Source organism: Paenibacillus sp. NRS-1760 (assembly GCF_050467785.1).
Taxonomy (GTDB): domain Bacteria; phylum Bacillota; class Bacilli; order Paenibacillales; family Paenibacillaceae; genus Pristimantibacillus.
Genome location: NZ_JBITPK010000021.1, coordinates 281,107 through 304,393 on the forward strand (window position 1 = coordinate 281,107; position 23,287 = coordinate 304,393).

Sequence of the window (23,287 nt, forward strand, 5' to 3'; positions counted from 1 at the left end):
CTATCCTGCCCCTTAGTTTAATGAAATGAGCAGGCTACCGTAGTACCTGCTCATCACTGTCTATCATTTAACTATAGTTCTCTGTTGCTTCATTAAACGCTCCCACTGCTTACTTCTTTATGATGGGTATCCATATTTCGCTTTTAAATTGCGGTGATGCTACATCTTTGTGCTCATGCCAGAGCATTTCCGGCCCATCGCTTAGCTCATATTCCGCAGATGGAAACCATTCGGAATAAATACGTCCCCAGATCTCTTGAAGAGTACTTGGAAAAGGGCCGACGGCTGTGAATACAGCCCATGTAGAGGCCTGCACCTCCAACTGGGCAAGGCCATCCCCATCTTTCGTTGTGGCCGCCCCAATGTAATGATCGAGCTCTCCTTTCTCCTCAAACCGCCCTTCACTAAAATTAGTGGAAGCACTGATTAGTCCTGAAGGTTGAATATTCGAAAAACTCTTAATCTTATCAATCATTTCTGGGCTGAGTCCTTCAAACATCGCTGCAATCTCCGGGTTCACCCCTTGAAATACGATTGGCACTCTTTTTTTGATTCCCACGATGCGAAAAGCCTCTTTGTCTTCAATTCGGTAGTTCATTTCACTTCCTCCTTTGATAGTCAGTTGAAACGTCATCCGCGGGAAGGCTTTGAGGGACTGTCCGTGGATTCGGGCTTCCGAGGGATTAATCCCATGCATGCTTTGGAAAGCCCTAGCAAAGGAATCCGGCGAAGTATATCCGTATTTCATCGCAGCATCGATGATCTTGATGTCACTGTGGCTTAGCTCGAGTGCTGCCAAAGTTAAGCGTCTTCGGCGAATGTATTCCGACAGAGTAATGCCTGCAAGAAATGAGAACATCCGTGTAAAATGATATTCTGAACAGCAGGCAATTTTCGCAGCCTCCTGGTAGTCCACATGATCAGTAAGATTCTCCTCAATATAGCTTAAAGCTTTGTTCAGTTTCGCCAGCATATCCATAATATCGCCTCCCCTCGTTACTCAAAGCATAGCAGAGAAGGTAATTCCCTTCCCGACATTTACTGCACAATACTGTAGGTTCTTTCTCAGCTCAGTGAACAGAAGACAAGTCTAGTAGGAAGGCCCCGTGCTCCTTTGTTGTCTCGTTGAAATTAGAAGGCAAATCCATAGGATTAAGTACATGAAAAACAACCGTAGAGTAACAGAAAAAACAATGAGCAGCTGCTGCGGCAGACTACTCATTGTTTTCACGCTAACGTGTTCCAATAGCTGAATCACTTTTTTTATTTTAAATTAATTAAATCTGGAAGTTCATTGAACTATCGTTCTTAAAATCTCCAGCCAGGTGCTAACATCACCTTCGGGATAATGCACTAATCCAAAATCGATAACTCTTTTATAAACCAAGCATCTGTAGCATTATGCTCTGAACCTTCTAATGGTTTTTCAAGTTGTTGGAAACCTAATTTGATGTAGAGGAGATTCGCTGCTTGAAGTTTCATCAATGTTTCTAAATAACAATGTGTATAGTGTTCCTTGGCGAAGCCGAGTGCTACTTTCATAAGATCATTCGACAGACCCATACCTTGAGCTTCCGGTGTAATGTATAGCTTTTGCAACTCACAAATTCCCGGTTTCTGCCCAAAAGGTGCAATCCCCACACCGCCTACCACTTCGTTTTGTTCATTCACTACAACCCAGTACTTTGAATTTGGTTGTTCCTTGTAATATTGTGCCAGATTGCTGAGTTGAGGGTCAAAATATGCTGTTCCCGGAATGTTTAGGTTAAATGATTCCAATGAGCGTCTAATAATTCGCTCTATTGTTTGATTGTCCTTTTCTTTAATTTCACGAATTTGCATTGTTACATTCTCCAGTATCTAAGTAATTTTAATTCTAATATTATTCGCCAAATGATTCAAATTCAAGTATCCAGGCCGTTAGCTCAACGAAGATGCCGTTTAACATACCGGAAGACTTGTTTTTATTAATGTTGAGGTATAGTTATTCGTCAGTTCAATCTCTAACCCAACAACAACTTTATTCCACTAAACACAAAAAAGCCGCGATTTACGCGGCACTTAATGAGATTAAGTTGTTGTCAACCGACACATGGCTGTGACAAGTCGGGTTATGAGATACTAATGAGCTCTTTGCATTTATAAAATTAAAACGTATTATAGATATTTTCACATTCTTCCCCGGTCGGTTCATAAAAGCAGTGCTTCTTCCACCGTCCTGCGAGCGGCTGATTATACCAAGTTGGCGGACATGGACCGGGATTTTCGAACGATCCTGGACGGAAATACCATAGGGAGAATTTGGCTGGCCAATTCCGCTCCCCATTCACTGCCCGTTGCGCCAGACGGCGTTCCCTGTCTCTTGCATTTTGATAGTACAAACTATGTTGCAACGCTTCGAACGCATGCTCCTGGTTGATCATTTGGGGAATTGTCCGGATATCTTTAAAATCGGAGCAATTCCCTCTTATTCGGTTAATGCCAACATTTCCAACAAGCAGCATTCCCATTTCGCCTTCGGTCTCAGCTTCAGCTCGAAGCAACCTTGCCAACATGTTAATATCCTGTTGCCTTGCTTTTACAACTGCCATTGACTCACCTCTTTAGATTTCTAGACTCATCATATTGTAGGTGAAGCGAATGTGTTACTCTGGCATAAGAAAGAGCGATAATAAATTGCCCAACACACGTTAGTTTAATGAAATATTGGTTGCTTGTTAAGATCTACATTCCACTAATTATAAAAAGGATTACGTTCATTTCCAAAAGGCCCCGCTTGGCTGACATTCACTTTTTTAACTGCAACCCATTCAGTAAACTGATAAATTGTTTTTTGGTCGATGCCTCTTTATCATGCTTCGTGAATTCCAATACATATATTTTTTTGTCTTGAATAGGTATGACTGCGAAATAGACGTCATGCGTGCCGGTCAGACCTGAGGCTGCCGTACCGTTATCCGCGTCAAGCGTATACAGCTTGCCGCTACCGATGGAAGTATCAATTACTTCTTCATATGTAATTTCACTATGGTTCGGCTTATACATGTTAAAGCTGAAATCGTCAGTATACGGGTACGTGACAACACTTCCGAGATTGATTCCATTCTCGTCGGTGAGGGATGCGCCAAAGTGGTCTTCCATATTCAGGTTCCATCCCTTCGGCAGGGTCAATTCCAAATTGGAGATGCCGTTTTCGATCAATGAATTTGGTCGGCTTGATTTCGAATGTTCCCCAGAATCAATGGTGTTTTCGATTTTCTGGGTAGGCGAAACAGATAAGTTGGTATGGTTATTCTTTGAGGCGATATCTTCCTGGTTATCAGAGCAACCGGCAAGAACGAAAACCAGCAGTTGAACAGCCAGTAGCAGTTGCGTTTTTATCATTCTTAGACTCCTTTTAGTTATTGCCATGTAGTATCTCTCTAAAATTGAACAATCGTTCTCCATTAGTACAACCCATTTTAATTCCTAAAATTCAATCGGTTTATTGTTTTTGTCAAAATACTGAATACCACCAGTTCCTGTAGGAAATATAAAGCACTTCTGATTTGGTTCTTTTGTAAAGGTTCCTATTCTGGTTGTATAAGTGTTTATTTTATTTAAAATACTCTCATCGATGATAAATTCAACTAAGTATTTGTCAGAAAAACCTCCAATGAATCGCTGTGGAATCTTTGTTCCCTCTACATTCTCCCAATGTTTCGAAAATGTTCCATTACCTGATTGATCCAAGTAGAAACCTACCTCTGTATCGTTCTTATATGCAATTGCTGTGTACTCCTTGTACTTCACCAACTCAATTACGTTAATGTTATTGTCACTAATAAAGGCCTCAATAACTTTATCATCTGGTCTTACTGGTTGTGATATACATCCAATAATGAGGGTAGCAACAACTATCATTGTTAGAGTTAATTTTATAGGAAACAGTTTACCCACCACCCAAATGATTTGCATTTGGCCTTTAATTTTTATCAACAATTGCATCACTCTTAGTTTAATAAAAATGAACAGGCTAACACTCACCTGCTCAACATTAAGTATGATTCAACTATCATTCTCCGTCAGTAAAACAAGAATCCAACATTTTTTTATTCGAGCACTCCTTTCCAAAAATACCGGTAAACAAGAATTAACTCCCTGTACTGGAGATCATTGTCCTGTAAATATAGACGCACATCGATAATAAAATGTTCCTTTTTTTTTAAGTTCAATATTAAGTTGTACTGCTCTTTATTTGAGTAACAGCGGCTATTATTTTGAAAAAAGTGCCGTTAATTAATGGGCCAAATAGAAGCTTTAATGATCACCTGATAGTAGGGAAAGCCAAATTTAGAAGCCAGCATCTGTAGCTGTAAGGCGTATGCTTTTATAGTGTTTGGACTAAATCCTTTAATCTGCTTATCGACTACATACAGTCTCAACAATTCACCTAAATTCATAATAAAACTTCCCATTAAACCTAATAATTCTAGAGTTTCTTTTAATGTGAAGTTTTAATATATTTAGCGTTCTCCATTAGCAAAATGATTCTCTATAATCGAAGTTTGATCTATACTTCTCCCCAAAATATCTCAGTTTCATAATCGAATAGAACAAAACCATCCTGATTATTCCTATCAAATAGATTTCGCAGATCCGTCATCATCGGTTTGTAATTGGGATGCCCAGGTACAGGGCTGTAGGAAGATGATAGCAACCGGCCTCTCAAGCCCTCGAAATCAAACTCCTGGCTCATTCTGAATCGCACCTCATGCATCGTACCTTCCTTGAAAAAAGAGTGAAGCATCGACTGAGAAATGTTTTTATGATTAACTTTTACGTAGTCGGTTCCGTATGTATGGAGCAGTTGATCGTACTCTTCACGAAATGTAGTACCTCTTGTAAGACGGGAATTCCAGATTAGTATTACTCTCCCGCCCGGCTGTAGAATTCTACGAAACTCGGTTTGCGCTGCTAAGCGATCAAACCAGTGAAACGCTTGTGAGCAGACAATAAACTCAACCGACTGATCAGGTAATCCAGTAGATTCTGCAGAACCTGATATACTCTGAAAGTTCGGATTGCTTTCTAACATTTGCTCGGCGGCTACCCGCATTGCCTGATTCGGCTCGACCGCAATCACATAGCTTTCGCGTTCCAGAAGTAGTTTTGAAAAGATGCCTGTACCGGAACCGATGTCTGCTATTTTACTGTTCGAACGCAAACCGATATAGTCGTACAAATAATCAACAGCCTCTTTCGGATAGCTCGGGCGATACTTCAAATATGAATCAACCCGGTTCGAAAAGCTTTCTTTACTGTTCATCTCACGTCACTCTCCTACTATTTCTTACTTTCATTTAGTGAAGTATATTTTTGATTATTAAACTTTTGTGTCACTTCTCTTAAGTCGATCCTAGGACATTATATTTCATTTACTTTTATCCAAAAAGTGTAACTTACGGTTTTCTAATTTCATGTTTTTGATTTGATCATTTCCAAGCTAACCTCCCTCTATGGAGAAACGCTTTTCTCTTAAATGCTCACGTTTTCTTAGATTTTGACCAAGTATTCTTCTTCTCAAATAGCATCTAGATGGAACGAAGTTGTGAATGAAAAAAATGGCGGTCAACCCTCCCACATCTCACAGCACATTTGAAAATCAGGATTAAATTTCTTCTATAGAAACTTGTTTTCTAGGACTAAATATGTTGTTTCTTAGCAAAATACACACCGCACCCAATATCAATGATAGTAATCCCCCTACTACAATGTATTGTGTACCGATTATTGATATAAATAATCCACCTACAGCTGTACCAATTGTTGTTCCTATATTAGCAGATGATAAAAATAATCCATTAGCGAAATCAGGAGCTTTGGGAGCTGCGGACGTGATCCAATATTGAGCGATATTACCTCCAATACCAGCTAATATTCCCCAAACCAAAGTAATGATAGCCATAGGTACAGTGAACTGTCCAAATGAGAATAACAAGATGTAAACTGCTCCTAATGTGAAAGGAAAAGTTGCTACTGTTTTGATGGCATTTTTAGTAAGTAACTTCCCAGCCACAATGTTTCCAATAACATTTGCCCCACCGTATACTACTAACATTAAACTAATCGTTTTCCCTGAAATATTAGTGATGGTTTCAAGATACTCAGCAAGGTAACTGTAAACCCCAAATATTGCTGAATTTATAAAAACAACTGCGGCAATGGAAATCCAAGTAATGGAATATTTTAATACGCTTAACTGTGATCCGTAAGTAAGTCTTACCTTAACAGGCATAGATGGTACGAATATCAATGTAGCAAGGAATGTTAAAGCATTAATGATAGCAAAGAATAACATGGCCATTTCAAACGAAGTTTCACTAGCTATAAAACTGGTAATTGGCACACCAATTACCATACCTGCAGATACTCCCAACATTATTTTGGAAACAGCTTTTGGAGCTTTTTCTTTGCTTACTGAGTTAGCAGCTACTGTCAATGCCATTGAACAATAAATGGGATGAAAAATAGCTGGAATCACACGAGCAATTAATGCAATTGTAAAGTTAGATGCAATTATCGAGACTAAGTTACCCAAAACAAACACACCAAGTACAAGTAACATTGCCTTTTTGCGATTTATTCCTGAAAACAATAGCGGCATACTTGGAGCAGAAATTGCAACCACAAGTGCAAAGAGACTCACAAACAATCCAGCTTTTGATACACTGACATCATAATAATCAGCAATCAAAGGCAATATACCAATAACACCCATTTCAGTATTCAAAATACCGAAAACTCCTACCGCCAATATAAATATAAGCAAATTACTTCGTTTATCCATAAAAAGCATCTCCAGCCTTCCTTACATCTTTACTATTTTCTAAAGCAAAGCAACAATAACTCTTAAAGTCGACTTTAAGTCAAGCGATAATCTAAAATCACTAGAACAAGATGAGAAAGCGCTGTTGCATTAAAGTGTACTTTAAGGTCTATAATAAAACCTAAATGATGATCGCATTAATAAGAACAAAATAATTATAAGGATTTATGGAGGATTCAAATGGAAATTCATATCAAAGAAGCAGCAGATAAGATAGGTTTGCCTGCACATACACTCCGATATTATGAACAAGAAGGTCTTTTACCTTTTATAAAAAGGGATGAAAATGGAAATCGTATTTTTAACGAAGCAGATTTATTATGGTTAGAGCTTATTGTATGTTTACGAAAAACTGACATCCCTCTTTCAGAGTTACGTGCAATCGTGGAATTAACAAAAGTAGGAGATAGCACTGCCTCGCAACGCAAACAGATATTTGAAAAGCATAAAGAAAAAATGATGGAGAAACAACGAGACTTGGATAACGCTTTTATAAAAATTGATTTGAAAATAGATTACTACGATGTATTAGAAAAGAAGTACTACAAAGAGAATCTTAAATAAGAACTTTTTAATAATTTTCAAAAAGCCCTTGCCTTAAAGTCCACATTAAGGATTAAGCTAATCTTGCTATTAAAATAAGTTGATCCGAGTTACTTCTTCAATCAACTTATTATTTTACCAAAGAAAGGATTGTATTATCTATTATGTGTAATAATCATAAAAACATTTCTACAACACGTGTTCTAAGTGTCCCAAGTGCAAAAGCACCATTTGAAAAGATCATTATTGAGCGAAGAGATTTACGGCCAAACGATATCTTAATAGATATTAAATTTAGTGGCATTTGCCACTCTGATATTCACAGTGCATTCGGTGAATGGGGTGGCGGAATATTCCCCATGGTTCCTGGTCATGAAATTGCCGGAGTCGTAGAAGCAGTAGGGACAGAAGTCACCAAGTTTGTTGTTGGAGACCGTGTTGGCGTTGGCTGCTTTGTTGATTCCTGCGGAGAATGCGAATATTGTCTCATTGGAGAAGAGCAATATTGTACGAAGGGTGTAGTCAACACATATAACGGTCTAGACTATGATGGTAATCCAACATACGGAGGATATAGCCAAAAAATCGTTGTAAAGGAAGGCTTCGTTGTCCGTATCCCAGACGGTCTGGATATGGATGTGGCAAGTCCACTATTATGTGCCGGCATTACGACATTCTCTCCTTTAAAACACTGGAATACTGGCCCAGGTAAGAAGGTTGCCATTGTCGGAATGGGAGGTCTTGGCCACGTAGCAGTGCAATTTGCTCATGCCATGGGTGCTGAAGTATCAGTATTGAGTCGCTCTATTGATAAGAAAGAAGAAGCATTGAAATTTGGCGCAGATCATTACTTTGCTACAAGTGAACCTGCTACATTTAAAGAATTAGCGGGTCGTTTTGATTTGATCTTAAACACCGTGTCTGCAAATCTGGATGTTGATGCGTATTTATCACTACTACGCGTTGATGGGACACTTGTAAATGTTGGTGCACCAGCCGAACCAGATAAGTATCACGTATTTTCCTTAATTATGGGTCGTCGCAGCATTTCAGGTTCACTTGTTGGTGGAATTCGTGAAACACAGGAAATGCTTGATTTCGCAGCTGAACACGGTATTTCCCCTATGATTGAAGTGATAAGTGCAGACCAAGTCGAAGAATCGTATGAACGTGTTCTCAAAAGTGATGTGCGGTATCGGTTCGTTATTGACATTTCTACTTTATAACTCGCATTGATCCTTTATATCCACTTAAACCGGACCTGATGAAAAGAAAAAAAGCCATCGTTTAGTTTGACCAAAACGATGGCTTTTTGCTATTTGATTACCAACTTTAAGTCCTTTGTAACACCGTGTCATACTAAGATCGTTCTTTCAACGACCAATAAATCATACTTACCCGTTAGTTCCGAAGGAATAAACTTATAGCGCTCTAGCAATCTTTAAGCGGAATGGAAAATTCAACATAAAAAGGATGAAGTTCTTCATTCAAGCAAAGCTCAATTCTTTGTCTGAAATTTCCCCAACTCACCATCTCTAATGCTGTTTCGATTGGAAAAAATCCTACTTCTAAAGACTCAGCGGTAGTTGTTAATTCTCCTCCGACCGGTCTGCCTAAAAATAAAGTGTTACAAATACTACTGCTTACATTTTGAAAAATACCACAAAACTTTGTCACTTCTATATCTATACCGCTCTCTTCCTTTGTTTCCCTTATCGCTGCATCTTTCAATGATTCACCTTCTTCAACCTGCCCTCCTGGCATTTCCCAACCTCGTTTAGGTCCTTTTATCAATAATATTTCGTTACGCTCATTAACTACAATTGTTGCCGCAGAAACTATATGTTTTGGAGCCACTATATCGTCCTCCCCTTTTTTAAAATAACAAAACTAGATTACCACTAATTTCCTATAGCTGTATACTGCCCTTTTGGGGCAGACCGACGCAGACTGCGTATTGACGCTAACATTTCCATTCATAGCTTTCTCTCTGGTAAAATAGAGAAAATCATATTTTACTTAGGAGGCAGACGACAACGATGGAACAAGAGCTAAGCGCACAGATATTGCAGTGGCACGAGGATGACGAACACCAGCAGATCGTAGACACTCTGATGAAGATTCCTCCAGCGAACAGAGATTACGATATGATCAGCAGCATGGGTCGGGCTTATAACAATCTGAGTTTGTATAAAAAAGCACTGGAACAGTTTGCTATCATTGCTGAGCAGGGAAAAAATGATCCGTTGTGGTATTTTCGCGTAGGCTATTCCTACTATTATATGAAGCGGTATGAGGAAGCGGCAGGTGTGTTAAGCACCGCGCTAGAGCTGGATCCTGACGATCAGCATTCAGCCAGATTGTTAGACTGGAGCCATAGCAAATGGCAAAAACAACAAAAGGCTGAATCCCTGCGCACACTCAGCAAACAAAAGAAAGACCAGGAAGCGATCCCTTTTGAAGGTATGGATCTCGACAGCTTCTGGGAAGACAGTAACTATGCTAGAGAACAATATGTCTCTGATCCGCCTACAGATGAGCTGATTTCTTCTGTAGAAGAAGAACTCGGCTATAAGCTACCGGCAGCCTACATCGCTCTGATGAAGCATCAGAACGGTGGCATTCCCCATAATACATCCTTTCCGACAGATGAAGCTACCTCTTGGGCTGAGGATCATATTGCTATAACAGGAATTATGGGGATCGGACGCGATAAAAGCTACTCTATCTGCGGTGATCTCGGCAGTCCATTCATGATTGAAGAATGGGGTTATCCGGATATCGGCGTGGTAATCTGTGATTGCCCTTCGGCAGGGCACGATGTTGTGATGTTGGACTACCGTCTCTGTGGGAAGGACGGCGAACCTGAAGTCATTCATGTCGATCAGGAAGATGATTACGAGATCACATTCCTGGCACCCAACTTCGAGTCGTTCATCCGTGGTCTGGTGAATGATGAGGATTACGACACTACTGAAGAAGATAAAGAGAACGATCTGCGCAAAGTGGCTGAAGGAAAATTCTCTCCACTGCTCACGGAACTCTGCGGTCTGGCCTCTGAGGTTGACGGGCTGGAGTCCAAAATACGCAGTGTCTGTACCCGGATCGTCCAGGAGAAGAACCATTTCTCATTTCATGCGGATGAACGGTCTCATCTCATGTACGATGTCCAGTTCTGGCTATACACCAACGCTTACCCGACTACCAGCCGTCAGCAGTATCTGGATACCTATGAGCAAATGATCGCTTTCGGCGGCGAATTCGGCCAAGGAGGGTACGCTCCTGGCTTCATCAGCGATTGGCTGGATGGGCGGATCGCGGAAGGCCTTATCGTTGAGGAGAACAGGGTTCTCCGCTTCACGGACGAGGCACGCAGTGCGGTTATAGCAAAGCTTTCCGCGGAAGCGGAAGCTGCACAGTCATTGTCAGCTGCAGGAGAAACGAAGGATGTGGCCCCCTTTACCATCGTGAAACAAAATAATGGCGGAAAATCTGTCATTCTGACGGTCGGTAGCTATTTGGCCGAACTATTCGGCACCCGGGCGGACGAGGGGTTCGAAGGCAACGGTTACGACTGGGCTTCACTGGCGGCGGTGTTCTTGAATGAGCGGATGCCGGAACTCGCGGAAACGATTCATTTTGACCCGGAAGCAGATATGTTCTGTGCCTACTCGAGTAATGGAGCCGCATTAGAACAGTTCGCATGGGCGTTCAAATTCGCTTGTGAGGATGAAGTGCTTATTTACGATCTGTTCACTCGCGCAGAATTGGACTGAGCTAATCATTCGGACAATTCCAGTTATGAATTATCCATCATTAAATCGCCATTTAGATCAACATCGTCGAAATTATCATTTTTCAAATGAATGATAGAGCTTTTAATACTAGTGCCTAACTTCTAAATTTTTATAATTATTTATCATATTTACTTATAGCACTGTTAGGTCTACGATCAAGAGGCAGCCGATCGTTGTCATCGGCTGCCTCTTTCATTTTTGAGATAACGTGACCCGTTAGAATTCCTGTAAAACGAACGAGCACCTCTGTAATATGGGAGCTATTTAAAAAATATGCAGTATATTGCCCGTTAGTTTAATAAAATGAGCAGGCTGCCGTAGTCCCTGCTTATCATTGTCTGCTAATGTAATAACGCTCCTCGTTTTCTTATTGAAGGGAGAGTATCTTGTTTTTATTGGCTGCCCTGCTCGTCTTCCGACTCTACGTTCGTAAACCAGAACGTATTACTGGTTTCAGAATCGCATCCGGTTAGCTTGTAATGGGAGCCTAACTCATTGTCCTCCTCGAGCTCAATGCCTCGGCACAACGTGCTCGGACGACCTGCATTGCTGCCGAACCCGTCACGCGAGTTGTCGTACGTATACGTAATCACTTCAGCCCCGTCATAGACTAGCTCATAGAAGATCGGGTCACCTTCAATCGTATACTGCGTAATACGCACTTGATCCGGCACGCCAACATCTAGATTCGCAAGAAACAGCTTCCACTTGTCGAGATTGTACATTTTCCCGTGAACGTTCACGATATCGCCGTTCTCCGCTGCTTGGTCGGCATCATAAGGGTTAGACACAGCGGGAAACGCTTCCGGCTTCGCTAAAGGCGTAAACGTCTCCCCCGGTGCAGGAGCAGTAGTAGGATTAGTCATATTGTCACTAGGTCTGCCCGACTTCTCACTGCAGCCCGATAGCAGCACTAATGCTGCCGCTAATGTTAACACCCATTTAATCATGAATTATCACCTCACATTTAAGAACGTTATATCGAGTACGATTGTTTCAGTCGTACATGCGCTTTTGTTTCTGCAGCTGCCGTCGTGTTTTATTGAGCTATCACGTCCCGTTAACGTAATGATTTACTGCCATCCGACGAATTACTCTCGTAAGTGTCCTCATGAATCCGTTAACTCGAAATGCCTCTGCTGACTGAGGATCGGTGAAAACGATCTTTTGCGTGAACATATATGAAATCCATTTTACGTAGCTCTAACCGAATACCAATTCTTATTCAGTTTTTTCACTTCCATAAAGTCTCCGCCAAAAAGCATTTCATCAGGGGCGCTATCATTAGCGGTATAAATAAATCCAGCCATATTACCTAATATTCCACGATAGGCAAAAAAAAGAATTTGATCGCTCTGTCCGTATCCTTGAACCACGATCTCACCACCGCCTTTGGAAAGTTTCTTATATTCCTCTGGCAAACGAATCAATTTTTCATTATCAGATACATTCGGTTTCAGTGTGCCATCCAATACCATTCGAACTACATCTTCTCTTTCTTCCTTATTGAAGCGATAATCTAAATCTAAAACTATTGAGGTAAAAGGAACAATTAACACCAAAATAAAAATAATTAGATTCAACAAAAAAGGTATTCCTCTTCTTGCCCTATTGAAGGATTTACTTACGACAAAATACACAAAAACAATCAATGAGCAAATAAAGAAAATAATATAACCCAGTATCTCAATAAATGGCGAAAAAAAAGAAGTGAGGATATCAGCTAAAGTAAAGCGATAGATATTCAGAAGCAATATTATCATTGATCCAATTATTGCAATCGAAAGCATGAAATAGAATATTATTTTCGATTGATTATTCTTAATTCGCTTTATTTCATCCTCTATGAGATTTAATTCATCCTCCATGAGACACCTCCATAGCAAAAGATCTTTAAGTGGATTTCCTATATCGTCTTATTTACGAACTTCACGAAATTTCCATATTTATGGTATTCGTGACGAGAACTAAATAATCCTGTGTGTTCAATGAAACGCTAACATAAGAAATTGTTTTACCATTATTATACACTTAATTAAAAAATGGCATCAAATTCAACCGTCGTTTTTATCGTGTTGATCAAATTTTCACTGTCATTTTGAATGCTTTTTTTCATGTTCATTTAAATTTTCCACATTACTCTGACAGATATAGCTTTACTTGTTACATTTCGAACAGCTTTACGTATTAACCAAGGGAAATATTTAAATGTGTTTGTTTATTACGCTATAGTAAACGTTTGATATAAAATTTTTGGAGGTTTGATATGCCAGATTTGTTGTTGTTGCTATTTTTATTTAACTTATCCTTATTTCTCCTGCACGAAATGGATGCAATTCGAAGATCGGAATGGAAACTATTTTTCGTTCTACAAGATATGGATGATGCAAAAGCTTATAAAGTGTTCACCCTTATCCATCTCCCCCTGTACACCATCATACTCGCTTTACTTTTTAGCCAATATCAGACGAATACGTTTTGGGTGATAGACATCTTTCTCATGATCCATGCGATCCTGCACTTATTTTTCGAAAAGCACTCCCGCAACGAATTTAAAAATACATTCTCTCGTTTAATCATCTATTCGATGGGAATTCTTGCTGCTATTCATTTATTATTAATTGCGAATCCGTAATTTCTCACTTAGGTCTTAGCGATTGTACAAGGAAAGTATCTCCGGTATCGGTCCTCTCATATAGCTTGCATCTGGCTTATGTAATGGGAGGAACAGCCATGGCTTTTTATAAAATGGGATAAATTGACTCAGTAGCAATTATTCCGTATAATCACTCACTGCCCAGTATCCAAGCAGCTTTTTCATTGCTCAAACCTGCCCGATAGCTTAATAAAAAGAGCAGGATACCGTAGTACCTACTCATCAATGTCTATTATTCAACTATCGTTTCCCGTTTGATTAACGCCAGGATTTGTAAGCCCTCTTTTCCCATTAACCTATTTGATTGTAACTTTCGCCTAGGTTTTTAGTAAAATTATGCAATGTAATACCGCCGATAATTGCCAAGAACACAAGAATACCAACAAAAAGTAAAATTCGTTTTTTCATTCTATTATTAGCTCACCTCGTTTATTAATCCTGAATATGTAATAATTTAGACTCTATCTGCGATAAAAGGTTACGCTATCCTGCCCTTCAGCTTAACGAGAAAGGAGCAGTTGCCATCGACTAACTGCTCTATGGTCCGTTCAACTTTCGTTCCCTGTTAGTTAAATAAATTTGTTGTCTGTTTTTATTGATTGTCTTCGTCGCTTTTGTACTCCAAAATATCACCTGGCTGACAATCCAAGGTTTTACATATCGCTTCTAATGTTGATAAACGAACAGCTTTTGCTTTCCCATTTTTAAGAATAGAAAGATTCGCCATAGTAATTCCAACCCTCTCCGAAAGCTCCGTTACGCTCATTTTTCGTTTTGCTAACATCACATCAATATTAATAATAATTGCCATATGCTCCACCTCAGACCGTTAAATCATTTTCTGATTTTATATTAATAGCTTCTTGTAAAAGTCTTTGGAGAACAGCAGCAAAAACGGCGATCACCATAGAGGCGAAAATAATGACCAATCCCATTGGTATGAAACTTGGAGGGTCAACTCTCTTCCCCATGAGATAGTAGAGTGGCATACCTAGCATGTACAAGGTACTGATTGTGATGGCACAGTATTTTATATTCTTTAAAGCTTTTACCGATAATTCCGAGAACGCTTGGTTCTTATCTATATAGCTTAAAAGTTTAAAAGCTTGATACAGAGCAAAGTAAAAAGGAATCGCTGCTGAGTACATATCGATTAAGACGAGAGATTTCATATACGCCATTTCTGGATACAATTCTTCAGCAAAATCCCCAATCTTAGGCACCAAAAATATGTACAAAGCAAGAATTGGGATTCCAATAAGAATAACAGCTATCTTCAAAAAGAGTGTATTTCTTCGTTTCATAAACTGCACCTCACTTATTTAATGTCAGTTTTTACTTTATCACAAAATTTATTGTTTTACGATAAAATAATATCGTTTTTACAAAGAAATGCTCTTACTTTAAAATGTTAAATTTGCAACTTGTTCAACAAAACCGCCCGTTAGCTCAATGATCTGAAGAAGTTGTTTTCTCAAGCTATTCCTCAGAAATCTCTACGTACGATCTAAACCTAATTTGACGCCGAAATTGGGCATTCACCTTGCCTAGGGCGAATATCTTAATGAGGAAGTGCATTTTTAAAAAATGAGGTGATACACTTGGGATACTTCGTTACTGTGGAACCGGGCGTAAAAGTATTTATAGAGGACATCAATCCAAAGGGAAATAAAACGATACTTTTTATTCATGGATGGCCGCTAAACCATAACCAGTTCGAATATCAGTTCAATTACCTTCCGAAGCTCGGATATCGTTGTATCGGAATGGACTGGAGAGGATACGGCAATTCGGATAAACCATTCGACGGTTACGGTTTCGATAGATTAGCAGATGATCTTCGTATGGTCATCGAAGCGTTACAGTTAAAAAACATAATATTAGCAGGACACTCTACCGGAGGCGCGATCTCGATTCGTTATATGGCTCGTTACAAAGGGTACGGGGTATCTAAACTCGTCCTGATCGACGCTGCGTCTCCATCAAGCGTTCCCAAAGAATTTACGAATAAAATCATCGAAGAAACAAACAATGACCGTCCGAACATGCTGCAAAACCAAACGGAGATTTTTTTCTTTCAGTACATTTCTGAACCAAAATCCGAATGGTTCTTTCTAATGGGTTTACAAGCTGCGAATTGGTCGACATCCGCTATTATGGTCACGCTAAGAGACGAGAATGTTTACAACGATCTTGGACAGATCAATGTGCCCACATTAATTATTCATGGAATTCACGATAACGTCGTTCCGTTTTCCCAAGCTCAGGAAACAAATAAGCTGATTAAAAATTCGCAACTTGTTTCATTTCAATACAGCGGTCATTGCCCTTTTTTGGAGGAGCGCGATAGATTCAACCAACTATTATCTTCTTTTGCATAACACCTCGGATTAACCGCACCCTCGCTCCCCTTAAATATAGTCCGATAATGCCCGATAATGGAGCAAACCTGCCAGTTAGCGTAATCAAAAAAGGAGCAGCTGTCGTCTGCAGCTGCTCCTTTTTGTGTTGAACTAATGTGTCCCGTTAGTTCAACTTTTTCATAAATATAATGATAACCCTAATTGAATCGAGGATTTTGGATGATTCTCACATACTGAGAAGGATAAGGTCAGAGCTCATCCACTTACATTCTATCTAACCGTTCCATCGTTTCATTAGTCGAAAAGTCATCAAGTGCTTGACATGTTTGTTCTTCATCCATTAATTATGTTCACTCCCCCTTTTATTACCAGTAGCTATCCTCACTTGCTTAGTGACTAAAAAACCCTCCTTCTAACGAAAAGTATTATATAAAACCAGAATGGTAACAAAACGTTGCTAGGAGGGAAAAATTTATGACTATCCAACTCACTGAAGGTATGAATCACTCAGCTCAAAATAATCCCAATATAACTTCTATTATGGCCGAAATGATTGCAACTATGGAGAATGACGCCAAACTCAAAAAAGAAATTCTTTTTACAGTTGATGAAATCAGTATGGAGATTTTCAGAAAAGATAAACTTTGTTATGACGTAGTGAATGCTACTTGTAATAATGGTGACTATTACAAAGCTAAGAAGCTATGGAAACAATTTAGAAATGAAGTAGAGCTTGCCCTAGAAGAATTGTATAAGAGAATTCAATGGACAAGGTACCCTGACGAGTGGAGTGAGACATATGAGCTCCTAAAGCGTCGAGCAGCTTTACATGATGATGAGGTGGAAAGAATAGAGCGGCAAGAGTTATTGAGCGTCTAATCAGTTCAATAAATTGGAACAGTCAAATAACGCATCTCTTATTACACTCATACAAATACCGCCTTCCGAGCTCGACCCCGAGATAGTCTTGCGCTAGGGCTGCTTGTTTTAATTTTTTGTTATCGACACCAACAAATAAAAAGTAAAAGAAGTAATTTGTTTAATGCGTTCATTTTGAGTAATATTCATCTTATAGTCTCCTTGGTTTGTTTTGAATCCGGTAGCTGGTGAGCATCTTGTGTTCAATAACATCATACAAGGGAGTCATTTTGTTACTCAAACCTCGTATGTTTTAATAGCAATACTGCTCGTTAGCGTAATGACGAAGGGCTGCCAAGCGGCAGCCCTTTAGTTTTCAACTATCGTTACCCGTTAGTAGAACATCTTGTACGGCACTGCTATTTCTCCAATTCATAGCGGGCCGCTATAATGCCCGACTTGAGCGTTCGGCTGGACAGCAGCTTGAGCCTGATTTTCTCACCGCCGCCGCGGAATGCCGATTTTCCGCCGCCCAAGATGACTGGACAAATCGTCAGCAGGAATTCGTCGATCAGGCCGAGTTCAAGCAACGTCTTCGCCGCCTCCGGACTGCCGAAGATAACGAGATTTTTGCCAGGCTGCTTCTTGAGCGCCTTGATTTCATCTGCAATATTGTCCTTGATCAGTACCGTATTGTTCCATTCGACATTGTCCATCGAGCCGGAAATGACGATCTTCTTCACATCCTGCAGCCATTTGGCATGATCCATATCGTGCCTCGACGCATCCGGATTGTCCAGCACCGTGGGCCAGTAGCTCTCCATCATCCGATACGTCGTTCGTCCGTACACGGGAGAGCCGACTTCGGCTACGACTTCCTCGGCGTATTTCTCTAATTCCTCGTTGTACGGAATCCAATCTAGTCCTCCGTTCGAATCCGACGCATACCCGTCCAGCGATACATGCATAAACAATACGAGTTTTCTCATGTTTGCTTCTCCTCCGATTTCTAATTTAGTTATTCGATTATTTGGCAGTAGGCCATGTTTCGTCCTTCTCTTACGTTTACTATAAATCATTACGTTACGTAAGGGTCAAGTGGAAATCTGAAGACAAAAATGTTGCGTATCTGCCCGTTAGCTTAATAAAGAAAGGGAGTAGTTCAGTAGCAAACTGCCACTTATTTGTTCAATTAACGTTACCTATAAGTTCAATCGGGCATTTTTCACTAGCCTATTAGAAACGCGGATTGCCCCCGATCAAATCTTTGGTCATTGGATCGAAAAACATTGTAATCGGTCCCAGTAGACCGTTCATTTCCGTGTCAAATTGAACAGATACTACAACATCTAACTTTCTGTCATCTATCCAGTTGCCAACGTTTTTTCCAGACTCTAGGGTCACTATAGCTTTCTCTTTCGGCGTGGTTAAAGTGTTTCGTTCCTTTTCTGAGATCTTGGTCCAAGCTAGATTCCGAAATTCATCTTCATTTTTAAGTTTGTCATAATGGAAGATATAATAGTACCAACCGCCGCCCAGATTTTTATAGTCATTCACATAGCTGAATTTCGAAGGATCGCCTTTGGCCATCTCCGGTAGGCTGAGGTAGGTGATGCCTTGTTGATATAAGTTATCTTCGACGTCAAACAAAAAATCAATACGTTTACTTGGGTCATCATTTAAGGAAGATATCCTTTTCACAATACCTTCTTGGAACAACGTTTGAGCGAATTGTTGAATGTCAGTCTCTTGGATTTTCTCGATGGCATAATCTTGTTGAAGTATGACAGGCCGAGTCTGGAATACTCTTTCATTCTCTAACAGATAACTGCCTAGAATATCAAAATCTTCACGACGGTTTTGAAAATATTTAATAACCTCAGTCTCTGGACGCTTCATCACTTCGCTAACGTTCAAGGGAATAATGAAATCACTTGCCTCGACATGCTCCGTGTCCTTGCTTTTCAAGCTAGCACATCCGCATACCACCAATCCAAAACAAATTAGAATTGAAATGAATTTCATCAGCCAAAGATTCATACTGCCTCCCACCAATCGAGCGAATTTTCCTCTTTATTACAAATCGTTCTTAATTAAGTTAGACGCATTTAGTATCGACGAAGTTTCGCAGTTATGCACGTTACAATAGATGGAAATCGGTTGATTTAGACTTTCTAATTTTTGTCTCCGTTAGGCATCCAACAATACTATTGAACCTAATTAACTAAATTCTAGAAAAATCGGCGATAATGTTCTCTCCGATGCTCTCCGCGGAGCTGAGCATAAACTTGCGTGGTCGATGCTTTTTCATGCTGAGATCATGAACCGACCGACAGCCCAAAGTATATAAAAAAATTGATGAGCTTATGCTGCAGTTGGGTTAGCCTCTTCATTTGGGGGAATTCAAAAGAACATTGAATGCTTGGGTCATATTTCGACAAAATAACTATCTTTTTCATTGACAGAGTTCCAAATAATAGTAAGATAGTAAATAGTGGAAATAAAATCTAGTTCTGGAGGCGTTTTTTTGAAGAGATTGTCGATTACTGCTATGATTTGCGTTTTATTGTTCAGTATAGGTGTTATTCCTGTATCAGCAGCCAATAAAGGAGCTTATATTTTTGTAGATGGAGTCCCGCTCAAATCTAAATCAGTAAGTAAGAATGGAGTTTCCTTCGTTCCCTTCAGAGAATTATTTGGAAAATTGAAAATGGAAATCGGTTACGATGCAAAACTTAAACAAGTTTCGGGCAAAAAGGATGATTTAAAGATTACATTTACGATTGGCAACAAAACAGCAGTTGTGAACGGCCAGAAGAAAGCATTGCAAGCAGAACCCTTTACTCAAAATGGCAACACTTACATCCCAATTAGAATCGTTGGGGAAGCAACAGGTAACTCCGTTTATTGGTCTGCAGAAGCAAATGTGATTCAAGTTAATAGTCCATCCTTTAAAGGGGCCTCTTACACGATCGACGGTATCCCGATATTTTTCAGTGCTGATGGAGTGATATCGTTTGGTCCCGCTGCAACCAACGCCCTGAATACCCAAAAAGAGTTAGCCGAGATCGATTCCATTACCAAGACAATTGCAAATTTCCCTGAATTCCGCGTTGTTGGTGCGCCACCAACAGAGAAGGAATCCAAACTACCAGGGTATAAAGGATATCCAGATTATTTTGACGCCAATTATGTAGCTGCAGCAGAGAATAAAGAAGCATTGCCGCCACTGATGAGCAAGGGATGGATTTCATTATCTATGCTGTCTGAAATCGAAGGCGTAAGCAAACTGGGCAATAGCAATGCCAACATCATCACGATAGGCAAATATGTCGGCTTCGAAATCGTCAGAGTGGATATTAATTTGACAGCGGAATACAAAAAGGCGACGGATGGCGACTTTACTTTAAGTGACATTCGTATTAAGAAATACAAAGGAACCATGTATCTGAACATTGAAGATTTAATAACAACTGGACTCATAGAATCTAATTAACACTCATGTTTTTTCAATTAGGAGTCAAATCATTGCTAATTTAATCGATTGAGCTGATCATGATTGACGCTTCTAAAAAAACTAGGGCCACTTTGGGGCCCTAGTTTTTTGTTTGTTAGTGATTATCCACTTTCAATGATAATCAACGAACGCCAATTTAGCTGTCGAAAGCCTTCGATACATATTCCTGGCTGACATTAACCAAGGTAACTTGAGTTTGTTTCTTTCAGGCTATTCAACGGTTGCATCGAGGAGTTTGTTCGTTATTTCAGCTTTATCAATTGCCACAATAATTTTGTCAAACCTATTCATCGTCCTTTCTGTGGCAGTTCGTAACTATTTAGGCTACCTACAAAACGGTTTCTTCCTGCTCCTATACCGACTAAAAAGAGTAAGACCGAAGCGCCAAGCAGAATGAACAGTGGTAGATTCCAACTATTTGTCAAATCATGCAGAAATCCTATAAGGGCAGGACCGATTGCGGCAAGAAGATATCCGATCGATTGCGCCATGCCAGACAGTTCCGCTGCTTGATGCGCATTTTCAGTACGTAAACCAAAAAACATCATGGACAAACTAAAGGCGCAGCCTCCACCAATTCCGAGTATTATTATCCATAACAGAATTATATTGGAGCTTCCGTATAGAAGTCCGAGCGTTCCCGTCAAAAGCAAAATGGTTATGATGACCACTAACAAACGTTGACTAGACATGCGCCCAGCAATAACCGGCACAATAAAAGTAAATGGAAGCAGAGCTAACTGCATTATCGAGAGGTACCATCCTGATTGGTTTGAGTCAATTCCTTGCTGCTTTAAAATTTCAGGCAACCATGCGATCAACACATAGAAAACCATGGACTGTATACCCATAAACAGGGTTACTTGCCAGGCAAGAGGGGATTTCCAAACATTCACATCATTACTGGCTATCTGTTGACTCATCGTGGTTGTTTGCTTCGTTTGATTTCTTAGTTGGGGTAGCCAACAGAGAATCGATACAAAGCTTAGAATTCCCCATATTCCCAATGCTCCCTGCCATTTTAGACCTGCGTTCACGGCTAGCGGTACACTGATTCCCGATGCGATTGCTCCAAATAAACTCATTGAAATGGAGTAAATACCTGTCATGGAGCCAATTTTATTTGGGAATTCCCTTTTGATTAAACTTGGCAATAATACATTACATATGGCAATTGCGAATCCAAGAATTGCTGTCCCAATATACAAATTAGCTGTGCCAGATAAAGAACGTATTACAATGCCAACAGTCAGAAAGATTAGGGCAATCAAAATGATACGTTCAACACCATATCTTCGTCCTAATTTTGGTACTAGTGGCGATAATAAAGCAAAGGCAAGCAAAGGTACCGTTGTTAGCAGGCCGGCTAATGTATTTGAAATAAGAACGTCATCCCTTATGAAACTCACTAAAGGACCGACTGAGGTTAAGGGAGCACGTAAATTAGCTGCAATAACAATAATGCCGAGAATTATCAGTCCTATAGAAGATGGTACGGCTTTTTTATTTTGTTTGTTCGACATTCTTCATTTCACCTTCCTGAATTTATACGTATAATTTGTTTCCTACTGATTGAAAAGCTATGAAATAACATCCGCGCGAATAATAAAAGTATAGTATAATATATTATTTTTAACAAGTGGTATTGTATAATATATATTAAATCGTCTGAAAACAAAAATACAACTCTGAATTCCCGTCATGGAATTCGGAGTTGTATTAAATAAGTAGGATTTCTGACTTTTAGAAATCATACTTTAAACATATATGGAGCACTGTTTCGCTATTCGTATGATTGGTATAAGAGTGAGGACAATCTGCACGAAAACTGATCGTATCATATTGATTCAATGTGTAAACCTCTCCATTGACTTGAATTTCAATGGAACCAGTCATTACTGTCGCAATTTCAGTTGTATTCGCATGATGACCTTCAGGGTGATACGAGCTATTCGGCTGTAAGTAAGCCCGACACATTTCAATATCGTTGCTTGCGTGTTTAAAGACTGGTTCAATGATCCAATTTTTTTGATCATTAGAAAACCGCAGTCCTTCGCCTGCTCGATACAAACTAACAGGGTCTTCTGATTTCAACAAAGCCAATAGTGGTAAAGACATGCCTTTTGAAATTTTCCATATAATCGCCAAAGTTGGATTTGTATCGCCACGTTCGATATTCCCCAAAGTAAGTTTGCTTACACCCGTTAATTCCGCTAATTCGTCTAAACTCATGTTTTTTTCTTTTCTGTACTTTTTCAAGGCACCGCCGATTTGTAATACAAGCTGTTTTGATTCATCGTTTTCATCCATTTGATATTCACCTCAACAAAAAACAATTATTGCTAGTATACTGTTTATCTAGACTCTTTTCCACACAATTAGTATTGGATGGTGGACTATTCTCCTATGCAAAATTCTGACGTCTATGTAACTATTCTGCCGATAGCTTAATAACATCAGCAGGCAAAAGTAAAAAACCTCCCCGCAGCACCCTGCAGAGAGGTTCACTCTAATAAAATATCTTCTCATCCCGCTTATCCTTAAGTATTTCCACTGCTTCCCGGAACCGCAGTGAATGCACAATCTCCCGCTCCCGCAAATACTTCAAGCTATCCTGTAAATCCACGTCATCCGTTAGGTCAATCAACCATTGATACGTCGCCCTAGCCTTCTCCTCTGCTTCCC

23 protein-coding genes and 1 pseudogene are annotated in these 23,287 nt (G+C 39.8%); 7 read left to right on the plus strand and 17 right to left on the minus strand.

Annotated elements, in window-relative coordinates:
- Positions 1 to 109: 109 nt before the first annotated feature.
- The 7 genes from ACIFSR_RS29450 to ACIFSR_RS29480 form a co-directional block, all read right to left on the minus strand.
- On the minus strand, positions 110 to 979 hold the full coding sequence (locus ACIFSR_RS29450; RefSeq protein WP_430062031.1) for an AraC family transcriptional regulator: 870 nt from the start codon (positions 977 to 979) through the stop codon (positions 110 to 112).
- Positions 980 to 1,353: 374 nt separating this feature from the next.
- Complete coding sequence (locus ACIFSR_RS29455; protein ID WP_430062034.1) at positions 1,354 to 1,842, minus strand: GNAT family N-acetyltransferase; 489 nt, start codon at positions 1,840 to 1,842, stop codon at positions 1,354 to 1,356.
- Positions 1,843 to 2,147: 305 nt separating this feature from the next.
- Entirely contained in the window at positions 2,148 to 2,591 is a 444-nt protein-coding gene (locus tag ACIFSR_RS29460; RefSeq protein ID WP_076270629.1) for a cell wall hydrolase, read from the minus strand.
- Between the two features lie 196 nt (positions 2,592 to 2,787).
- Positions 2,788 to 3,384, minus strand: a complete 597-nt coding sequence (locus ACIFSR_RS29465; protein ID WP_430062037.1) for a hypothetical protein — start codon at positions 3,382 to 3,384, stop codon at positions 2,788 to 2,790.
- Positions 3,385 to 3,468: 84 nt separating this feature from the next.
- Positions 3,469 to 3,978: a hypothetical protein gene (locus ACIFSR_RS29470; RefSeq protein WP_430062039.1), complete on the minus strand. Its 510-nt coding sequence runs from the start codon at positions 3,976 to 3,978 to the stop codon at positions 3,469 to 3,471.
- Between the two features lie 574 nt (positions 3,979 to 4,552).
- A complete protein-coding gene (locus ACIFSR_RS29475) occupies positions 4,553 to 5,308 on the minus strand; it encodes a class I SAM-dependent methyltransferase (protein ID WP_430062042.1) in 756 nt (251 codons plus the stop codon).
- A 342-nt stretch (positions 5,309 to 5,650) separates the two neighbouring features.
- The gene (locus ACIFSR_RS29480; RefSeq protein ID WP_430062045.1) at positions 5,651 to 6,829 is read right to left on the minus strand and encodes an MFS transporter; all 1,179 of its coding nucleotides are present in this window, start codon (positions 6,827 to 6,829) and stop codon (positions 5,651 to 5,653) included.
- 219 nt (positions 6,830 to 7,048) lie between these two features.
- On the opposite strand from ACIFSR_RS29480, the gene ACIFSR_RS29485 reads away from it, so the two are divergent.
- Together ACIFSR_RS29485 and ACIFSR_RS29490 are read left to right on the plus strand one after the other, a co-directional pair.
- On the plus strand, positions 7,049 to 7,432 hold the full coding sequence (locus ACIFSR_RS29485; RefSeq protein ID WP_339208325.1) for a MerR family transcriptional regulator: 384 nt from the start codon (positions 7,049 to 7,051) through the stop codon (positions 7,430 to 7,432).
- A 143-nt stretch (positions 7,433 to 7,575) separates the two neighbouring features.
- A complete protein-coding gene (locus tag ACIFSR_RS29490; RefSeq protein ID WP_339208324.1) occupies positions 7,576 to 8,637 on the plus strand; it encodes an NAD(P)-dependent alcohol dehydrogenase in 1,062 nt (353 codons plus the stop codon).
- 205 nt (positions 8,638 to 8,842) lie between these two features.
- Here the strand turns inward: ACIFSR_RS29490 and ACIFSR_RS29495 are convergent, their stop codons facing one another.
- Positions 8,843 to 9,271: an NUDIX hydrolase gene (locus tag ACIFSR_RS29495; protein WP_430063174.1), complete on the minus strand. Its 429-nt coding sequence runs from the start codon at positions 9,269 to 9,271 to the stop codon at positions 8,843 to 8,845.
- A gap of 179 nt (positions 9,272 to 9,450) precedes the next feature.
- On the opposite strand from ACIFSR_RS29495, the gene ACIFSR_RS29500 reads away from it, so the two are divergent.
- Positions 9,451 to 11,187, plus strand: a complete 1,737-nt coding sequence (locus ACIFSR_RS29500; RefSeq protein ID WP_430062048.1) for an Imm51 family immunity protein — start codon at positions 9,451 to 9,453, stop codon at positions 11,185 to 11,187.
- Positions 11,188 to 11,600: 413 nt separating this feature from the next.
- Here the strand turns inward: ACIFSR_RS29500 and ACIFSR_RS29505 are convergent, their stop codons facing one another.
- Together ACIFSR_RS29505 and ACIFSR_RS29510 are read right to left on the minus strand one after the other, a co-directional pair.
- Positions 11,601 to 12,158, minus strand: coding sequence for a DUF4362 domain-containing protein (locus ACIFSR_RS29505; RefSeq protein ID WP_430062051.1), 558 nt, complete (start codon positions 12,156 to 12,158; stop codon positions 11,601 to 11,603).
- Between the two features lie 243 nt (positions 12,159 to 12,401).
- Complete coding sequence (locus tag ACIFSR_RS29510; protein WP_430062053.1) at positions 12,402 to 13,076, minus strand: hypothetical protein; 675 nt, start codon at positions 13,074 to 13,076, stop codon at positions 12,402 to 12,404.
- A gap of 398 nt (positions 13,077 to 13,474) precedes the next feature.
- Between ACIFSR_RS29510 and ACIFSR_RS29515 the strand changes: the two genes are divergently transcribed.
- Complete coding sequence (locus tag ACIFSR_RS29515) at positions 13,475 to 13,843, plus strand: DUF6713 family protein (RefSeq protein ID WP_430062055.1); 369 nt, start codon at positions 13,475 to 13,477, stop codon at positions 13,841 to 13,843.
- A gap of 613 nt (positions 13,844 to 14,456) precedes the next feature.
- Here ACIFSR_RS29515 and ACIFSR_RS29520 read toward each other — a convergent pair.
- Both ACIFSR_RS29520 and ACIFSR_RS29525 read right to left on the minus strand, forming a co-directional pair.
- Complete coding sequence (locus ACIFSR_RS29520; protein WP_430062057.1) at positions 14,457 to 14,675, minus strand: helix-turn-helix domain-containing protein; 219 nt, start codon at positions 14,673 to 14,675, stop codon at positions 14,457 to 14,459.
- A 10-nt stretch (positions 14,676 to 14,685) separates the two neighbouring features.
- Positions 14,686 to 15,168: a DUF2975 domain-containing protein gene (locus tag ACIFSR_RS29525; protein ID WP_430062060.1), complete on the minus strand. Its 483-nt coding sequence runs from the start codon at positions 15,166 to 15,168 to the stop codon at positions 14,686 to 14,688.
- Between the two features lie 297 nt (positions 15,169 to 15,465).
- Between ACIFSR_RS29525 and ACIFSR_RS29530 the strand changes: the two genes are divergently transcribed.
- Both ACIFSR_RS29530 and ACIFSR_RS29535 read left to right on the plus strand, forming a co-directional pair.
- Positions 15,466 to 16,245 carry an alpha/beta fold hydrolase gene (locus ACIFSR_RS29530; protein ID WP_430062063.1) on the plus strand — a complete coding sequence of 260 codons (780 nt, stop codon included), beginning with the start codon at positions 15,466 to 15,468 and terminating at the stop codon, positions 16,243 to 16,245.
- Positions 16,246 to 16,701: 456 nt separating this feature from the next.
- Positions 16,702 to 17,106, plus strand: coding sequence for a hypothetical protein (locus tag ACIFSR_RS29535; RefSeq protein ID WP_430062067.1), 405 nt, complete (start codon positions 16,702 to 16,704; stop codon positions 17,104 to 17,106).
- A gap of 398 nt (positions 17,107 to 17,504) precedes the next feature.
- Here ACIFSR_RS29535 and ACIFSR_RS29540 read toward each other — a convergent pair whose 3' ends face one another.
- Together ACIFSR_RS29540 and ACIFSR_RS29545 are read right to left on the minus strand one after the other, a co-directional pair.
- The gene (locus tag ACIFSR_RS29540; protein WP_430062070.1) at positions 17,505 to 18,074 is read right to left on the minus strand and encodes a dihydrofolate reductase family protein; all 570 of its coding nucleotides are present in this window, start codon (positions 18,072 to 18,074) and stop codon (positions 17,505 to 17,507) included.
- Positions 18,075 to 18,321: 247 nt separating this feature from the next.
- Positions 18,322 to 19,125, minus strand: a complete 804-nt coding sequence (locus ACIFSR_RS29545; RefSeq protein ID WP_430062073.1) for a hypothetical protein — start codon at positions 19,123 to 19,125, stop codon at positions 18,322 to 18,324.
- A gap of 487 nt (positions 19,126 to 19,612) precedes the next feature.
- Here ACIFSR_RS29545 and ACIFSR_RS29550 point away from each other — a divergent pair, with 487 nt between their 5' ends.
- Positions 19,613 to 20,581, plus strand: a complete 969-nt coding sequence (locus ACIFSR_RS29550) for a copper amine oxidase N-terminal domain-containing protein (protein WP_430062076.1) — start codon at positions 19,613 to 19,615, stop codon at positions 20,579 to 20,581.
- A 308-nt stretch (positions 20,582 to 20,889) separates the two neighbouring features.
- Here ACIFSR_RS29550 and ACIFSR_RS29555 read toward each other — a convergent pair whose 3' ends face one another.
- The 3 genes and pseudogenes from ACIFSR_RS29555 to ACIFSR_RS29565 form a co-directional block, all read right to left on the minus strand.
- Positions 20,890 to 22,125, minus strand: a complete 1,236-nt coding sequence (locus ACIFSR_RS29555) for a CynX/NimT family MFS transporter (RefSeq protein ID WP_339208306.1) — start codon at positions 22,123 to 22,125, stop codon at positions 20,890 to 20,892.
- Positions 22,126 to 22,345: 220 nt separating this feature from the next.
- On the minus strand, positions 22,346 to 22,912 hold the full coding sequence (locus ACIFSR_RS29560; RefSeq protein WP_339208305.1) for a helix-turn-helix domain-containing protein: 567 nt from the start codon (positions 22,910 to 22,912) through the stop codon (positions 22,346 to 22,348).
- A 199-nt stretch (positions 22,913 to 23,111) separates the two neighbouring features.
- A pseudogene (locus ACIFSR_RS29565) lies at positions 23,112 to 23,282 on the minus strand (manganese catalase family protein); the annotation flags it as partial.
- Between the last annotated feature and the right edge of the window lie 5 nt (positions 23,283 to 23,287).

What these genes read in the sequence shown, in the direction of transcription:
- ACIFSR_RS29450 (WP_430062031.1), bottom strand. Translation starts at nt 979, where the DNA reads ATGGATATGCTGGCGAAACTGAACAAAGCTTTAAGCTATATTGAGGAG.
- ACIFSR_RS29455 (WP_430062034.1), bottom strand. Translation starts at nt 1,842, where the DNA reads ATGCAAATTCGTGAAATTAAAGAAAAGGACAATCAAACAATAGAGCGA.
- ACIFSR_RS29460 (WP_076270629.1), bottom strand. Translation starts at nt 2,591, where the DNA reads ATGGCAGTTGTAAAAGCAAGGCAACAGGATATTAACATGTTGGCAAGG.
- ACIFSR_RS29465 (WP_430062037.1), bottom strand. Translation starts at nt 3,384, where the DNA reads ATGATAAAAACGCAACTGCTACTGGCTGTTCAACTGCTGGTTTTCGTT.
- ACIFSR_RS29475 (WP_430062042.1), bottom strand. Translation starts at nt 5,308, where the DNA reads ATGAACAGTAAAGAAAGCTTTTCGAACCGGGTTGATTCATATTTGAAG.
- ACIFSR_RS29480 (WP_430062045.1), bottom strand. Translation starts at nt 6,829, where the DNA reads ATGGATAAACGAAGTAATTTGCTTATATTTATATTGGCGGTAGGAGTT.
- ACIFSR_RS29485 (WP_339208325.1), top strand. Translation starts at nt 7,049, where the DNA reads ATGGAAATTCATATCAAAGAAGCAGCAGATAAGATAGGTTTGCCTGCA.
- ACIFSR_RS29490 (WP_339208324.1), top strand. Translation starts at nt 7,576, where the DNA reads ATGTGTAATAATCATAAAAACATTTCTACAACACGTGTTCTAAGTGTC.
- ACIFSR_RS29500 (WP_430062048.1), top strand. Translation starts at nt 9,451, where the DNA reads ATGGAACAAGAGCTAAGCGCACAGATATTGCAGTGGCACGAGGATGAC.
- ACIFSR_RS29505 (WP_430062051.1), bottom strand. Translation starts at nt 12,158, where the DNA reads ATGATTAAATGGGTGTTAACATTAGCGGCAGCATTAGTGCTGCTATCG.
- ACIFSR_RS29510 (WP_430062053.1), bottom strand. Translation starts at nt 13,076, where the DNA reads ATGGAGGATGAATTAAATCTCATAGAGGATGAAATAAAGCGAATTAAG.
- ACIFSR_RS29515 (WP_430062055.1), top strand. Translation starts at nt 13,475, where the DNA reads ATGCCAGATTTGTTGTTGTTGCTATTTTTATTTAACTTATCCTTATTT.
- ACIFSR_RS29520 (WP_430062057.1), bottom strand. Translation starts at nt 14,675, where the DNA reads ATGGCAATTATTATTAATATTGATGTGATGTTAGCAAAACGAAAAATG.
- ACIFSR_RS29525 (WP_430062060.1), bottom strand. Translation starts at nt 15,168, where the DNA reads ATGAAACGAAGAAATACACTCTTTTTGAAGATAGCTGTTATTCTTATT.
- ACIFSR_RS29535 (WP_430062067.1), top strand. Translation starts at nt 16,702, where the DNA reads ATGACTATCCAACTCACTGAAGGTATGAATCACTCAGCTCAAAATAAT.
- ACIFSR_RS29540 (WP_430062070.1), bottom strand. Translation starts at nt 18,074, where the DNA reads ATGAGAAAACTCGTATTGTTTATGCATGTATCGCTGGACGGGTATGCG.
- ACIFSR_RS29545 (WP_430062073.1), bottom strand. Translation starts at nt 19,125, where the DNA reads ATGAATCTTTGGCTGATGAAATTCATTTCAATTCTAATTTGTTTTGGA.
- ACIFSR_RS29555 (WP_339208306.1), bottom strand. Translation starts at nt 22,125, where the DNA reads ATGTCGAACAAACAAAATAAAAAAGCCGTACCATCTTCTATAGGACTG.
- ACIFSR_RS29560 (WP_339208305.1), bottom strand. Translation starts at nt 22,912, where the DNA reads ATGGATGAAAACGATGAATCAAAACAGCTTGTATTACAAATCGGCGGT.